We start from the raw sequence: 15,267 nt of genomic DNA, 5'->3' as shown, positions 1-15,267 counted from the left end.
GTTCAGCGTGCCGTCGTCGGCAGGCCCGCGTCGGCCTCGCGCTGCAGCGAACGCACCTGCTGCTGCAACGCCCGCAGTTGCGACTGGAGTTGGGCCTGTTGCGCCTGCAACGCCGCCGTTTCGCTCCGCACGCTCTTCTGGCGATCCGCCACCGCCGCCTGCTGCTGGCGGGCGATCGAGATGTCCGCCTGCAGGCGCCGCGCGCGGTCCTGCGTGACCTCGATCTGCTTGTCCATTTGCGCCTTCTGCGATTCCAGCTTCGCCGCCCGCAACTCGTTGACGGCCAGCCGCTCCGCCTGATGCGAGAAATCGCGATAAATCGCTTCCGCACGCGTTTCGTCGTAAGTCTTGATCACGCGCCAGAACGCCTTCTGCTGGAACAACGCGACGAAATACGCACCATCCTTGACGTTGAACAGCAGGCTGGCGCCGTAGCTGCCGTTGTAGCTCGTGCGCATTTCCGTCAGCGAGTGCGCCTGGATCTGGCGCTGCAAGTCGTCGACCGTGCTCGGCCCCGTCGTCTCGCCGGCCTGCGGCTGCACCGACGTCTGTGCCTGCGAATCGATCACCGGAATCGCGGCCACCGGCGCCGACGCCTGCTGCACAGCCGACGGATCGCCGCCCGCCAGCCCCTGCGCGAACGCGCCTTGCATGCCTCCCACCATGGCGAGCAGCAATACGCTCACCCGCCCCAACCCCGTCATATGGCTCATGAAGTTTTATTCCCGCCCGAGTCGTTGTAATTCACCACGATTTTATCTCATTAATTACTCACTTTCGCGGGTCTCGGGCTCTTCGTCGAAGATCTGATATTTGCGCATTTTTTCCCACAATACCTTGCGGCTGATGCCGAGCTGCTGGGCCGTGTCCTGACGCCGCCAACCGTTTGCGTCGAGCGCCGAGATCACGCGGTTGCGCTCGTTCATGTCCCATTTGCTGCGATCGACGAACACCTCGGCCGCACTCTCCGCCGGCACCGGCTGCGCCGCGCTGCGCGCATGCGCGATCAGCCGCTGCAGCCGCGCGGCATCCCAGCCGCCCGTCTGCCGTACCGTCACGCCGACCCGCTCGGCCAGGTTGCGCAGTTCGCGCACGTTGCCGGGGAAATAGCTGTCCGCGACCGAATCCGTGAGCCAGTACGGCAGATCGGACAACTGGGCGAGCCGCTCCTCGCCCACGACCTGGGCGACGAACGACTTGAACAGCGCGATCTTGTCCACCGCACCGCGCTCTTCGAGCGACGGAATGCTCAGTTCGATCACCGCGAGCCGGTAGTAAAGATCCGCGCGGAACAACCCTTCCTTCACGAGCTGCGGCAGCTTCTTGTTGCTTGCCGCGACCAGACGGAAATCGACCTTGACCGGAGCGGTCGCACCGACCCGCAGCACCGCGCCGTCCTCGAGCACGCGCAGCAGCTTGACCTGCTGGTACAGCGGCAGATCGCCGACCTCGTCGAGGAACAGCGTGCCGCCGGCCGCCTGCTCGAAATAGCCTTTATGCGCAACAACCGCGCCCGTGAACGACCCTTTCGCATGACCGAAGAACAGCGATTCGAACAGGCCGTCCGGAATCGCGCCGCAGTTCACCGGCACGAACTCGCCGTGCCGATAGCGCGAATGCTTTTCGTGCAGCAGTTGCGCGATGCGCTCCTTGCCGACGCCGGTTTCGCCGTGCAGCAGCACGTTGGTGTCGCAGTCGGCGAACGTATCGACTTCGTGCAGCAGCGCCTGCATCGATTCGGAGTGCGCGACGAGTTCCGACGGCTGCAACGTTTCGGCTGCGTGTGCCCGCAGTTGCGTGACGAGCTTGCCGATCATGCCGCGCAGTTCGGCACAGGTGAAGTCGAGCGGCAGGATGTGCGAATACTCGGGCGGATACTGCGACGCGTCGTGGTCGCGCGCCGCGCCGACCCAGACCACCGGCATGCCGATGTTGGCCTGCCAGTCGCGCAGGAATGCCGCGCCGCCCTCGATCATCGTCACGCTGATGATCGCAAGCGACCGCCGCAACGCGGCGCGCTCGGGCGAGACCGCCGCGTTGTCGGCGCGGATCACTTCGACGTCGAAGCTCGCCATGCACCGGGCGACGCGGTCGACGATGTCCGCCTTGCCTTCCCAGACGTACAGGTCGAGCTCTTCGATTGCGGGCGTATTTCTCATCTGATCTGCTTCTTCAGTAAACCGTTTGGGCGACCCCGCAACTGAGCGAGATCTGATGGACCGTCGCCGCGCCGACCTGGACGCCAAGCAGATTCAGCAGCGGAACGAGGACTGCGTCAAGGCTGGACAGGAGTGGGCTGAGCAGGCCGGTCAAAAACGTGAGCAAGGTGGACACGAAGGTTGACGGCAGCGACAGAAGGTTCACGCCCCCGAGTCCGATGTTGGCCGTGATCGTTGCGGCCGCGAGTTGGCTCAGTGCAGAGCTCAGCGCTGAACCGAGCGCATTCGAGTTGACCGTCCAATAGTTTGCGTCGATTCCGGGTACGCCGTTGAATGTGTGCGATTGCTCAGCGCCCTGCACCTGAACCGATATATTGGACAGGCTGGCCGTCAACTGTGCGAGCCCGAGCACGTTGACGTTGATGATCTGGGCGGGCAATTTGCAACTGTAAGTCGACGACAGATTGATCTTGCCTGACGCATCGAGCGGAGGCTGGCCGATGCATAAATTGGCTACACCGGGTCGCGCAGTGATGACGACGGTGCTGGTTGCCTGTGTCGACGTGCATTGCGTCGAGTCCAGCCGCGCCGTGCCGGTACCGGCCTGCAGGTAGATCGGCAGATTGACGTCGACACCGACGTTGAGCGCGCCAAGCAACGCCCCGACGATAGGCAACTGTGTCGTACCAAGATCGACATTCAGGTACACGCCCACCGCCGCCGTCGACGCCGTTGTCCGCCACGTTCCCGTCGCCGGGTCCTTCCCGCCCTCGCCGATGCCGATCGACGGCGGGCTGATGATCTGCACCTGCAACTGCGTTCCCGTCAGCCCGCCGAGATTCAGCGACGGCACGTTGACCACGACCGCCGGCTTGCCTGTTGCCGCGATCTCCGCGCCGACCATCAGCAGGTCGAGCAAATCCACCTGTGCGTTGAGCGCCGCCTGCGTATCCGCGAGCGCGACGTTCAGCAAGCCGCCCGCGCCGCCGAGGCCGATCGACGTCCCCGGAACGTTGGCGTTCACGATCGCCTGCAGCGTGGCGAGGCTCGCCTGCAGGCTTGCGTTGACGACGGACGTCTGCGTGGCCGCCTTCACCATCAACTGGAGCAGTTGCGGCAACGTGAGTTTCAGCGCGAGCAGTTGATCGACCGTGCCGACGCCCGCCGCCACGACGAGGTCGCCGACCGTCACGTTCGTGCACGCAAGCGCTTGATACGATGCGATGTTCAGGTTCAGGTTGGCGCCGAGCAGCGCACCGATCAGCCCGTTGACGAGCCCCGGATTGCCGGATGTCGGCGCCGATCCGCCTGAGCAACCCACTCCGCCGAGCGCGGCCAGGGTCGCGCCGACCGAGAACGTATCGATGTTGGTCGACCGCGCGGTCGACACCGCGGACACCGTCTGCGGCGGTCCGACGAAGAAGAACGGCACTTGCCGCGTGACGACCACCTTGGCCGCGTTCAATTGCGTGGTTCCGGATGTCGCGGCAGCGTAGTAGCTGGGTGCCGGGTTGACCGACGTATCCCAGCGGCCACATTCGATATTGATCGTGTCGCCGTTCGACGCATCGAGCCCGTTCGACTGCGCGTTGCTGGTCGCGGTCGCAGTCGGCTGCGAACAGGCATCGTCCATCCGCTGCACAGCCGCGAGCGCGGCCATGTCGGCAATCCGCTGCACGTCCCGACGCTGGAAAAAGAGATTACCGACGCCAATCGCGCCAAGCGTCGTGATGGCGATCAGCGTCGCGATGATCGCCATCACCGAGAACGCGCCGCGCTGTCGTGACGCGCGGCGGATCGTGCCGCCACTGTGCCGGGTAGTCACCGTTTTGCTCCGTCAGCGCGCGAGGTCGCCACCGGACTGGCCGCCGCCGCTGCCACCGCTGCTGCCGCCGCCCGACGCCGACATCGTGCCGAACCACTGCGGAATCGGCGTCTTGAACGAGTCGATATAGCGCTGATAGGCATACGTGCCGGCCGCACCGTCGATCGGTTGCGGCGCGGCGGCCGCGCGATTCGAGCGCTGCACGTCGAGCAGCGCGCTGGTCGCATGACCGATTTCGGACGCCGGCGTGTCGTCTTGCGCATGCGCGACGCCCGCACCGAGCGAGCAAGCGAAGGCGATGCCCACGGCCCGTACGCGGATTGAAGACAGGTGAAACATGATGGCCTCCGTGAATATCGTCGTTATCGCGCGAAACGCTGCAGCAGCGGCACGGCAAGATCGAAATTGTCGCTGCTGGCCACCGACGGCACGGGCGCGGTGGCCGGCGTATAGGCGATGGCGCGCTGCTTCGCGCGCATCGCGGCCGCGACCTTCGTCTCGTCGTCGCGAATCTGGCTGCGCACGGCGGGCGACAGCTTCTGCTGATCCATCAGCCGCCGCGCGTCCTTCGCGTGACCGGTCGCGAGCAGGTAGAGCACGAAGTTGCTGAGGATCTTCGGGTTCTTCTGCTCGAGTTCGGCCGCCTTCAGCAGCGGCACGCGTGCCCCCGCCAGATCGCCTTCGCGCATCTTCGAATAGGCGAGGTCGGACAACGTCGCCGCATCGGTCGGCGCAAGCGCCGTCGCCTGCTCGAGCTGCTGCGCGGCCAGCGCGAAATCGCCGCGGGCGCCGGCGGTCAGCCCGAGCCCGCGATAGCCGCGCGCCGCGAGCGGCGTCGTCAGCAACTTGGTATAGGCGGCCACGCCGGCGTCGTACTGGCCGGTCGCCCGCAACGCATCGGCGCGCAGCAGGATCGTGTCCGGCGATGCGCCATATTGCTTCTCGTACTGATCGATGTGCGCGAGCGACGCGAAATACAGCCCTTGCCCCTGCATCCGCTCGATCAGGCCCAGATACATGCCCGGCGTATCGGGCGCCGCATTCTTGTCGGCCGCGGCCTGCATCAGCGCGCCGCGTTCGGCCTGCGCACCGATACCGTATCCGGACTCCTTGAACATCGCGCACCCGCTGGCGAGCAACGCGCACGCCGTCGCGCCTGCGATCGTGCGAACCCAACCCAATCGATTCATCTTGTGTCGCTCCTTCCCCTCATGCCGCATCAGCGCTGAAACGCAGCGAGCGCGGACAGCACGGTCATGATCCCCGGCCCCGCGGTCACGATCAACAGTGCCGGCAACAGCGTGACGATCATCACGCCGGTCATCTTCACCGTCAGGCGGCCGATCTGCTCGCGCAGCGTCGCGCGACGCCCTTCACGCAGACGGTCGCCGAATTGCTTCAGCGGCTCCTGCACCGCGCCGCCATGCTTGTCGACCTGAATCAGCAAGCGCACGATCGCGCGCAGATCCTCGTTGTCGAAACTGTTCGTGAGGCGTTGCAGCGATTGCTCACGCGTACGTCCGGCCGCGAACTGCCGCTGCGCGACGCCGAGCTCCCACGACAGCACCGGCAACATCGTCTGAAAATCGTGCGTGACCACCTGGATGCTCTGGTCGAGCGACAGGCCGACGCCCTGCAGCAGCCGCAACATGTCGACGAGCAGCGGCAGTTCGGCCGCAAGGCTCTGCCGACGCGCGGTCGCGCGCCGCCGCACGTAGATTTTCGGCAGCATGTAGCCGGTCACGAGCGCGATGGAGAGCCACAACGGCCAGCGCGCTTGCTGTCCGCGGCCGATCAGTACCAGCACGGCCAGCGCCGGCAGCAGGATCGCGCAGACGATGCGCGCGCCGACGAACAGCGCTCTGGCGCGCACGTCGACGAAACCGCACTGCTCGAGCAATCGACGGTCTTCGTCGGCGATCAGATATCGGCTGAAACCGGTATCGAGCCACCGCATCCCGACGTCTTCGAAACGTTCGCGCAGCCTCGCGAAGCGAACCCGCGGCGCGACAGGTGCCGCTGCCTCGCGCGCCGCGTCGGCGGAGCCGGCACGCGCGGCGGCCGCTTCGACTGCGGCGGCCCGGCGGTCGAGCGCATGCAACAGCGCGCGCTCGGCACGCTGCACGAGCACGATGCGAACGATCGCGAGCGCGGCAAGCAGCAGCACGCCGACCGATCCGAGCACCAGCGCAAGCGCGCCTAAACGGTTTGCATCCATCCATTCACCTCAGCCGCGCGAGCCGGAACAGCCAGAAACCGCCGATCGCCTGCAGCGCGAACGCCAGGTAAACCAGCTGACGTCCGGCATCGTCGTTCCACATCGCCGTGAAATAGCGCGGGCTCGTGGCAATGACGAAGCTGCCGACCGCGATCGGCAACAATGCCAGCACCCATGCGGACAGCCGGGTCTCGGCCGACATCGCGGACAGTTCGCGCTCCGCTTGCTCGAGATCGCGCATGAAGGTCGACATCCGGTCGAGCATCACGTCCGCCCGTCCGCCATAGCGCACCGACAGACGCAGTACCGCGCCGACCAGTTCGAATTCGCGAATACGGTACGTGTGCGCGATATGCAGCATCGCGCGATCGATGTCGACGCCGGAGCGCAGCATTCGCGACACGTCGTCGAGGCAGCGGCGCAGCGGCATTTCGGCCGTCTGAAGCGCCGACTGGAACGCCGCCGGCACGCTGTTCCCGAGCGTCACGAGCCGTACGATCCCGTCGAGAAACGACGGCAACTGACGGACGATCTTCAGGCGGCGCCGGCTGATGCGTGACGTGATCCACAGCACGACCAACACACTGCCCGCGATGAGCGCGGCCGCCGCGGCGAGCACGCCGCCGGCCATGCCGGCCCACAGTGCGAGCAGCACGACGATCGCCAGCGACAGCACGAGGCCGGCGCGGACTTCATCGAGGCCCGCACGGTCGGACAGCACAGCCCATGCGTTGAACGCCGACGCACGCCAGCGCGCGAACCCTTGTTCGGGCTCCTGCGGGGTCGCCGTACCGGCCGCCGGGGCGCGCGCGGTGCGTGTATCGCCAGCCGATGCGGCGGGGCGCGCGCCCTGTCCGACGCGGCTGTCGAAGAACCGCTGCGCATGCGCACGCCCTTCCCGCACCTGGCTTCCGCGCCACAGCAGCAACCCGGCCGCCGCGCAAATCAACGCGAACATCAGCGCGAGCAAGGTGGCGCTAGACATTGAAGCCCCCGCCTCGCCCGAAGCTGCCACCGAACCCGCCGCCACCGCCGCCCGCCGACACCAGCGTGCTGCGGAAACGCGCCAGCTTCGGCGAATGCGGATGAATGCCGAGCGATTCCCAATGATCGATCTCTTCGCCCTCCGGCGTGACGCGCGCTTCGTAGCGATACAGCTCCTGCGTCGATACGATGTTGTCCGACATGCCGGTGACTTCGGTGATCGACAGGATGCGGCGGCGGCCGTTGGACAGCCGGCCGATCTGCACGATGAAGTCGATCGCGTTGGCGATCTGCCGTCGCAGGCTTGCTTCGGTCCCCTGAAAACCGGCGAAACCCGCCAGCATCTCGAGCCGGTACAAACATTCGCGCGGCGAGCTGGCGTGCACGGTGCCCATCGATCCGTCGTGGCCGGTGTTCATGGCCTGCAGCATTTCGAGCACCTCGCCGCCGCGCACTTCGCCGACGATGATCCGGTCCGGCCGCATCCGCAGCGTGTTTCGCAGCAGGTCGCGAATCGTCACGACGCCACTGCCGTCGAATCCGCCGGGACGACTTTCGAGCCGCACGACGTGTGGGTGATTCAGCGACAGTTCGGCCGTATCCTCGATCGTCACGACGCGTTCCGCCATCGGAATGTGGAACGCCAGCGCGTTCAGCAGCGACGTCTTGCCCGAACTGGTGCCGCCCGACACGAGCACGTTGCAGCGCGCGTCGACCGCGGCCTCGAGCAACCGGCCGATTTCCTCGTTGTAGGTACCGTTGCCCAGCAGGTCCTCGGGCTTCAGCGGGTCCTTGCGGAACTTCCGGATCGACACGACCGGGCCGTCGATCGACAACGGTTCGATCACGACGTTGACCCGCCCGCCGTCGGGCAGCCGCGCATCGACCATCGGATTCGATTCGTCGAGCCGCCGGCCGACCGGCGCGAGAATCCGTCGCACGATCCGCAGCAGATGCGCATTGTCGGTGAAGCGGATCGGCAGCTTCGACAGGATCCCGTGGCGCGACACATAGATGTCGTTGTAGCCGTTGATCAGGATGTCCTCGACGTGCGGGTCCGCCAACAGGTCTTCGATCGGCCCGAAGCCGGCGAGCTCCTTCGTCAGCGCCTCGGCCACCGCCCGCACCTCGCTCTCGTTGAGCGGGATGCGCCGCAACCGCACGAAGCTGTCGATTTCGAGATCGACGAACTGGTTGATCGCCTGTCGCGACCAACGGCCGAATTCGGCGCCCAGTTCCTCGATCCGCGTGAGCAGATGCTCGTGCGCGGCATTCTTGATGTCGTGGAACTGTTGCGTTTGCGAGAACGGCGCTGCGCCGTCGGCAAATTGAATGTCGTGTGCCATCGCTTACGACCGCTTCGTAGAGGATTGAATGATTCGCTTGAGCGCCGAGAGGCCGCCGGCCGCGCGCTGTGCCGCTCCCGGCGCCGGTGCGCCCGCGAGGCGCTCGACCAGCGGCCCGAGCGCACGAACGTACGGATCGCGTTCCGCGACCTCGGCGATCAGCTTGCCCTGGTTCGCCGCGTGCCCGATCGACACGCGCCGCGACGGCAGCGTCGCGAGCAGCGACAGATCGAGCCGTTCGGCGATCTGCGCGGGCATCAGCCCGAGCTCGGCATCGAACTGGTTGACGACGAGCCGGATCCGGTCGGTCGCGGCGCCTGCCTCGCGCAACCCGTCCAGCATCTCGACCGCCGATACGACCGATGCCACGCTCTGATCGCAAACGAGCCATGCTTCGTCCGCCAGGTTCACGACCTGCGCAATGAATTCGCGATTCGGGAAGCCGCCGAGATCGACGATCTGGTGATCGAAGAACGCCCGCAGCCGGTTCAGCAACGCCGCGCACGACGCTGTCGCCACGTCGCGCAGCTCGGCGAGATTCGGTGGCAGCGTCGTCAGCGCGACGCCGCTCGAATGGCGCGCGAGTGCGGTCGTCACGAACGTGCGGTCGATCCGGCGCAGGTTGCGCACGGCCTCGACGAAATGGAATTCGCAGCGCGTGTTCAGGAACAACGCGCCGTCGCCGGCCGGCAGCCCGAGATCGAGCAGCGCCGCTGTGCGCGCGGGATCGGCCGGCCGCCGCTGCATCAGCACCGACAGGTTCGCGGCGAGCGTGCTCACGCCCATTCCGGCGCGCGCGCCGAGCAATGCGGTGACCTTTCCGTGACGATTGGCCGGCTCGCCCACGTTGTCGAGCAACACGCGCGTGATCCGCAGCGCTTCGTCGGCCGGTGCGGAAAAATCGACGAAATCGCGCACGCCCGCGCGCAGCGCGGCGAGCGCCCCTTCCGGCTGCGCGAGCGAGCCCAGTGCGACGACCGGCACGCCCGGATGTGCCGCGCGTACCGCGGCGACCACCGTGCTTGCCGCCGCGCAGTCACCGGAAAAATCGATGAACACCAGTGCCGGATTCAACACGCCGATACGCTGCGACAGCGCGGCGCCATCGAGTGGCACCCCTTCGACCGCGCCGGCGGCCACCAGCGATTGCGACAGCCAGCGCACATGCTCCGCAAGCGAGGATGCGCAGACGAAGTGGTCGGTGACGGCGGGCTCAGCCAAAGAGTAGGTTCTCGCATTCATCTTGGATACTCCCAATGAAGCAAGGCATCGCGTCGTGCGCGACGGCCTGCGCGGTCCGGTAACGATTCGGCGCGCTCATTTCGAGAACCCCGGCCCTGCGTCCGGCGACGCCATGCCGCCCAGGTACGAACGCCACACCGGACCGTCGCGCTGCTCGGACAGCTCGCCCGGCGTCGCCGGCAGCGGCGCGCCCTGCGCGATCGGCGCAACGAGATGCGGCGTCACGATGATCACGAGCTCCTTGTCGTTCTGCTGGTAGCTCAGATTCTTGAAAAACGCGCCGATGATGGGCAGATCGCCCAGGAACGGCACCTTGTTGACGTTGGACGTGGTTTCGCGGTCGATCAGGCCGCCGATCACGAAGCTTTCGCCGTCGCCGAGCTCGACCGTCGTGTCCGCGCGCCGCGTCGTCAGCGCGGGCACCTGCACGCTGTTGATCGTGATCGAATGCACGAAGTCGAGCTGGCTCGACTCGGGCGCAACCTTCAGCGCGATCCGCCGCGGACTCAGCACGGTCGGCGTGACCGTGAGCCCGACGCCATAGGGTTTCCATTCGATCGAGATCGTGCCGAGCGATTGCGGCACCGGCACCGGGATTTCGCCGCCGGCGAGGAAGTTCGCGCTCTGGCCGGACAACGCGACGAGCGTCGGCTGTGCGAGCACGCGCGCCAGGTTGTTCGCCTCGAGAATCGACAGGTCGGCGAACAATCCGCGCGACACCGAATTGACGACGAGGTTGAACGCCGACGAAATCGGTACGCTCGTGTTGTAGGTGAGCGAGCCGCCCGGCGTACCGGTAATCGAGGTGAGCCCCGTCGGCGCGAAAGCCCCGAACGCAAAGCCGTTGCTCTGCTTGAAGAAGTTCAGGCCCGCCTGCTTCAGCACCGAGCGGCTGAATTCGACGACCCGCACATCGACCTGTACGACGTTCTTGCCGGAAATCGTCGACGCATCGAGCGTCGTCCCGTCCTTGCCACCGACCGTCTTCGCCGCATGGACCGCCCGCTGATGCCCGTCGAGCGTTCCGGCCGCACCGCCGATCACCGTCGTGCCGCCATACGTGTTCACGCTCGGCGACGTGCCGTCGAGCAGTGCCCGCGCCGCACCGCTCGTGACGTTCACGTTATAGACGGTCGGCTCGTCGCGGCCGCGCTCCCAGATCATCACGTTCGTCGCGCCGGCATTCTTCGCCACCAGCAGCACGCCGCCACGCCCGCCCTTCACGACGAGCACGTCGGCCACCGACGGGTCGCCGACCGCGACCCGCTGCAGCGCGCGCCCCGTCGCAATCTGCCGCTGCGCGCCGATCGCAAGGCTGATCGTGCCGCTCGTGTCGGCCGCGTCCGACAGCGGCGGCATCGCCAGCGCGCTCAATGCAATAGCCAAACCAATCAGTTTCTTTTTCATTGTTTTGCCGTCGTCGTCCCGCTCAATAAGCGACCGTTTCGGTCCGCCCACCCCGAATCACTTCGATGCTGCCGCCGCTCGGATGCCGCGCGACCACCCGCGGCGCCGCACGCGGGGCCGGTGCCGCCGTCGTCGCGCTCTTCGATAACTCGCTCAGCACCACGCCCGCCGCGGCAAGCGTCGACGGGCTCTTGTCGTCGCCGACACGGACCGCGACGGTTTGCGTCGCGACATCGTCGTCACGCGGGCTACGCAGCGCGAGCACGAGCCGGCCGCTCTGCTCGGCGAGCGTCAGCGCGTCCACCTGCGCGGTCGGCACCGCCAGCACCGCGGTCCGCGTCCCGACCACCGAGCCGTTCGAGCTGTCGCGCTCGGTCGTCGCATCGCCGAACGACAGCACGCGGACCTTCGACATCAGCAGCCGCGCCTGGGTATTCACGATCTCCGCCGTCGACGTCCCGCCGATTGCCACGCCGGTCCCGTCGCGCTTCAGATTCAGGAACACGTCGACATAGTTGCCGGGCCGCACGCGGTTGCCGACCGCGTTGGTCTCGTCGACCTTGATCGCGACGGCACGCTCTCCCGGTGCGAGCTGCTCGGCGAGGCCGGACGACAATGCGCTCGCGACGACGGCCGCCTGCGCGGGAATATCGGCCGCCGGAATGCGGCCGACCAGTTGCAGCGGATCGGCGAACGCGCCCTGCGGCGCGGCGGTCGACTGCTGGACCTTCAGCGCCTCGGCCGGAATCGGCTGGCCGGCTTGCAACGGCCGTGTCGTCACGACGACCGGCACGCTCTGCGTCGCGACCGTCGCGGCAACCGGCGCGACGTCGGCCGGCTTGCGACCGAGCATCCACGCATAGACGCCGAGCAGGATCGCGATCGCGATCAGCAAGCCCGCAATGATCTTCGTCAGGTTGTTGGCCATGGTGTTGTTATGTTTCCCCGCCACTCACGATTGAATTCTCCACGCAGCATGGCCGACCGGGCGCCCTCGACCCGGCACGACGCCGTTGCTGCCGTCTATATGATGTTGACCGGGCTGATCTGCACCATCGCGGTTCCGGTGAGTGTCGACGGCACCGGCAACAGCGAACCGAGCAGCGGAAACGGTGGAATCAGCGGGCTCTGCGAGTAGGGATACGTCAGCGTGATCTGCACGCACAGCATCGTCGGGTCGTACGAACAGCTGCCTTGCTGCGTGGGTGAGCATGTCGACCCTTTCAGCCATGTGGTCAGATTCGTCGCGGCCGTGCATGCGGCCTGGGCCCGCGCCGCCAGCGCGGCTTGCTGCGCCGCCTGCACCGACGCGGCCGCGCCGACCTGCTGATAGTTCAACGCGGCGCGAGCGCCTTCCGTGGCGGCAAGCGTCAGGTTTTGCTGGGCCGCGAAGATCATCCCGTACGTGATGATCGCGTATAGGATCAGGAAGAACACGGGGAGCACCATCGCAAACTCGATCGCCGTCGCGCCGCGCTGGCGACGCCGCATGCCGGATGCCGGAAGAACGGCTGTCATTGCATTCCCCCCGTCGCGATCCGGTACAGGCACCACAGCGCCGCGGGAATCACGAGAAACGCGGCATACGGCGACGCCCGGAAACCGGCGATCTGCATCGTCGGCGAACGCCGCTGCCACAACGCCGACACCGGCGTACGGGTGGCGAAAACCAGCGTGCCGGCATGCGCGAATGCCAGCAGGCTCGCAATGATCCAGAGCCACAGCAGCGCATGCGGGCCGCACCACGCGCCCAGCACCGCGAATACCTTGACATCCGCGGCACCCATTACGCGCAGCACAAAAAACGGGAAAAGGCTGAGAAAGCCGATCAGTACGCCAATGAGCGCCTGATTCACGGATATGCCGAATGGATTATGCCCGGCGAGCACAAATGCAGATACGAATCCACCGATCACCAGTGAATTCGGTATACGCCTATGACGGATGTCCTCGAGCGCGACGAGCACCGCCCACGCGAGGAAAACCCCGACGCCAGTTAGCAGGATCATTTACGCCCCGAACGGCAAAACTTACCGCGCGGATTGCCGAAGCAATCCGCGCCCCTGACAACAGGGAAATGAGCAAAAGCTCGTTCGTTATGCCTTCGGCAGCATGGTCGCGATGTAGCTGAACGCCCCCGAGATGCCGCCCGTCAACGTGCTCATGGCACTGACGAGAGCGACTGCGATAAGTCCTGCGATGAGTCCGTACTCGACTGCGGTAACCCCGTCTTCTTCCTTAAGGAAACGCTTGATGATTGCTTTCATTTTATTCCTCGTGCCTGTATTTACGTTTTCTGGCCTTTTATACGTATACGTCCCCGCATATCTGGCCGTTTGCCCCAACCGTTCGCCACATCTGCTGTAACGACAACCGGGTGCGCTTTCTTTATAGGTCGCCCCGAAGGGCATTGCTCACGATTTGATGCAAGTTAACATTCGCGATAGCGCTCCTCCTCGAACGTAGTGTACCGAACCGTACATTTGCTTACATCTGCTCCGGATTCTATATCCGATCCCATTTAAATTCCAACCTCTTTTAACCACTCTGACGGAAAAAAATGACCGGGAGCACAACGTATTTGTACGGCGTTTCGGTACGACTTACACATAGGATTTACGATAGGTTAGATGTGCACACCTAATCCACCAGTAAAACAATGGCCTCGTCCACCAAGCCTGCGTGGGCCCCACGTTACGCCGCACGCGTAACGCCAATGTTGTGACGTTACGTTACGAAACGGCCGAAACCGTTCTCATTCATCTGTATTTAAACAGATTCAACAATCTTTCAAGATCCGTAACTTCCTTTTCCGACAAGGAATTGCCTCGTTTAAAACCTGTTGTCGAACCGTCGGGCGTCGAAATGGCACGACAGTTGCAGAGTAGTCCTCGCACCACTCAACACAACGCAGTTCACAACACATTTTTAATGCGAGGAAGAAATGGACATCAAGGTTATCCCTCATGGCGTGTTCCGGACGACTCTGATCGCGGCCACCGTTGCAGCCATGCTTTCCCTCTCCGCGTGCGGCGGCTCCGGCTCCATCAGCCAGGGTCTCGGCGGCGGCGGTTCGAGCTCCGGCGGCGGCGATACGATCTCCACGTCGGGCGGCAACGGCTCGAGCGGCACCTCGGGTACGAGCGGTACCTCCGGCAGCAGCGGGACTTCGGGCACGAGCGGCACGTCCGGTACCAGCGGCACCTCGGGAACGAGCGGCACGTCGGGCACCAGCGGCACCTCGGGAACGAGCGGTACGTCCGGCACCTCGGGTGTGTCGGCGAATCCAGTGGGAAATGTCCTCGCACAAGGCAGCAATATCATCACGAATGCCGGCGACACCGTCTCCGGCCTCGGCTCGGTCATCGGCAGCCAGACGCTGCCCGGCGTCAATCCCGCCACCACGCAAGCCGCGGGCGGCATCGTGCAAAGCGTCGGCGGCGCGGTCACCGCACTCGGCAACGGCCTCGGCAACGGGCTCGGCCAGCTCGGCGCGACGAAGGACCCGGTCGGCACCACGGTCGCCAGCACCGGCGGCGTGGTCAATCAGCTCGGCGGCGCAGTCACGCAAACGGGCAACCTGGTCACGAGCCTCGGCAGCGGCCCGCTGTCGCCGCTCGCGCCGGTCACCGGCGCCGTCGGCGGCCTCGTCACGACGCTCGGCGGCGCCGTGTCGAACGGCGGCACCACGCTCACCAATGTGCTGTCGACCGGCCCGATCCAGCAGGTCACGCAAACGGTCAGCTCGGCCATCACGCCGATCACGACGATGGTCGGCCAGACGACCCAGACGATCGGCACGGCAACCGGCCTCGGCGCACCGGTCAACACGCTGCTCGGCACGGTCGGCAACGGGCTGAACCAGGCCGGCGCCCTGCTCGCATCGACGGGCGGCAACCCGGTCACCACGGGTCTCGGCAACACCGTCTCGTCGACGGGCAACACCGTGAAGGCCGTCGGCGGCCTGCTCACGGGCGGCACCGGCGGCGTGACCAACCCGCTCGCCCCGCTCACGGGCCTCGTCTCCACGGTCACCGGCGCACTCGGTGGCGCAACGGGTGGCGGCAGCGGCCCGCTCGCTCCGGT

The 15,267-nt window shown here is 65.9% G+C and carries 15 protein-coding genes; 1 reads left to right on the top strand and 14 read right to left on the bottom strand.

Annotated features, from left to right (window positions below; genetic code table 11):
- Positions 1-2 precede the first annotated feature (2 nt).
- From JMF86_RS07255 to JMF86_RS07190, 14 genes are all read right to left on the bottom strand, one after another.
- A complete protein-coding gene (locus JMF86_RS07255; RefSeq protein WP_011545285.1) occupies positions 3-713 on the bottom strand; it encodes a DUF2968 domain-containing protein in 711 nt (236 codons plus the stop codon).
- Positions 714-767: 54 nt separating this feature from the next.
- Positions 768-2,159, bottom strand: a complete 1,392-nt coding sequence (locus JMF86_RS07250; RefSeq protein WP_011545284.1) for a sigma 54-interacting transcriptional regulator — start codon at positions 2,157-2,159, stop codon at positions 768-770.
- A gap of 13 nt (positions 2,160-2,172) precedes the next feature.
- Positions 2,173-3,984: a TadG family pilus assembly protein gene (locus tag JMF86_RS07245; protein ID WP_201316872.1), complete on the bottom strand. Its 1,812-nt coding sequence runs from the start codon at positions 3,982-3,984 to the stop codon at positions 2,173-2,175.
- Positions 3,985-3,996: 12 nt separating this feature from the next.
- Positions 3,997-4,323 (bottom strand): DUF3613 domain-containing protein, encoded by a 327-nt coding sequence (locus JMF86_RS07240; protein ID WP_201316871.1) that lies wholly within the window; start codon positions 4,321-4,323, stop codon positions 3,997-3,999.
- Positions 4,324-4,346: 23 nt separating this feature from the next.
- Positions 4,347-5,174 carry a pilus assembly protein gene (locus tag JMF86_RS07235; RefSeq protein WP_027807344.1) on the bottom strand — a complete coding sequence of 276 codons (828 nt, stop codon included), beginning with the start codon at positions 5,172-5,174 and terminating at the stop codon, positions 4,347-4,349.
- 29 nt (positions 5,175-5,203) lie between these two features.
- Entirely contained in the window at positions 5,204-6,202 is a 999-nt protein-coding gene (locus JMF86_RS07230) for a type II secretion system F family protein (protein WP_011694272.1), read from the bottom strand.
- 4 nt (positions 6,203-6,206) lie between these two features.
- Positions 6,207-7,187, bottom strand: a complete 981-nt coding sequence (locus JMF86_RS07225; protein WP_201316877.1) for a type II secretion system F family protein — start codon at positions 7,185-7,187, stop codon at positions 6,207-6,209.
- Entirely contained in the window at positions 7,180-8,532 is a 1,353-nt protein-coding gene (locus JMF86_RS07220; RefSeq protein ID WP_006483500.1) for a CpaF family protein, read from the bottom strand. Before JMF86_RS07220 ends, JMF86_RS07225 begins: the two co-directional genes overlap by 8 nt.
- Positions 8,533-8,535: 3 nt before the next feature.
- Positions 8,536-9,774, bottom strand: a complete 1,239-nt coding sequence (locus JMF86_RS07215) for a fimbrial protein (protein WP_201316870.1) — start codon at positions 9,772-9,774, stop codon at positions 8,536-8,538.
- Positions 9,775-9,849: 75 nt separating this feature from the next.
- A complete protein-coding gene (locus JMF86_RS07210) occupies positions 9,850-11,181 on the bottom strand; it encodes a type II and III secretion system protein family protein (protein WP_011545277.1) in 1,332 nt (443 codons plus the stop codon).
- Positions 11,182-11,203: 22 nt separating this feature from the next.
- A complete protein-coding gene (gene cpaB / locus JMF86_RS07205; RefSeq protein ID WP_201316869.1) occupies positions 11,204-12,109 on the bottom strand; it encodes a Flp pilus assembly protein CpaB in 906 nt (301 codons plus the stop codon).
- Between the two features lie 95 nt (positions 12,110-12,204).
- Entirely contained in the window at positions 12,205-12,699 is a 495-nt protein-coding gene (locus tag JMF86_RS07200) for a TadE/TadG family type IV pilus assembly protein (RefSeq protein WP_027807339.1), read from the bottom strand.
- Positions 12,696-13,190, bottom strand: coding sequence for a prepilin peptidase (locus JMF86_RS07195; protein ID WP_077217796.1), 495 nt, complete (start codon positions 13,188-13,190; stop codon positions 12,696-12,698). The genes JMF86_RS07200 and JMF86_RS07195 overlap by 4 nt, the downstream gene beginning before the upstream one ends.
- Positions 13,191-13,277: 87 nt before the next feature.
- Positions 13,278-13,448, bottom strand: a complete 171-nt coding sequence (locus tag JMF86_RS07190) for a Flp family type IVb pilin (protein ID WP_201316868.1) — start codon at positions 13,446-13,448, stop codon at positions 13,278-13,280.
- A 677-nt stretch (positions 13,449-14,125) separates the two neighbouring features.
- On the opposite strand from JMF86_RS07190, the gene JMF86_RS07185 reads away from it, so the two are divergent.
- A partial coding sequence (locus JMF86_RS07185; protein WP_201316867.1) for a collagen-like triple helix repeat-containing protein occupies positions 14,126-15,267 on the top strand: 1,142 nt, incomplete at its 3' end.

It is taken from the genome of Burkholderia sp. E168m15, from assembly GCF_016586105.1.
Classification (GTDB): domain Bacteria; phylum Pseudomonadota; class Gammaproteobacteria; order Burkholderiales; family Burkholderiaceae; genus Burkholderia; species Burkholderia orbicola.
Note: the sequence above shows the minus strand (reverse complement) of the source record. Positions and strands in the feature narration are given on the sequence as shown.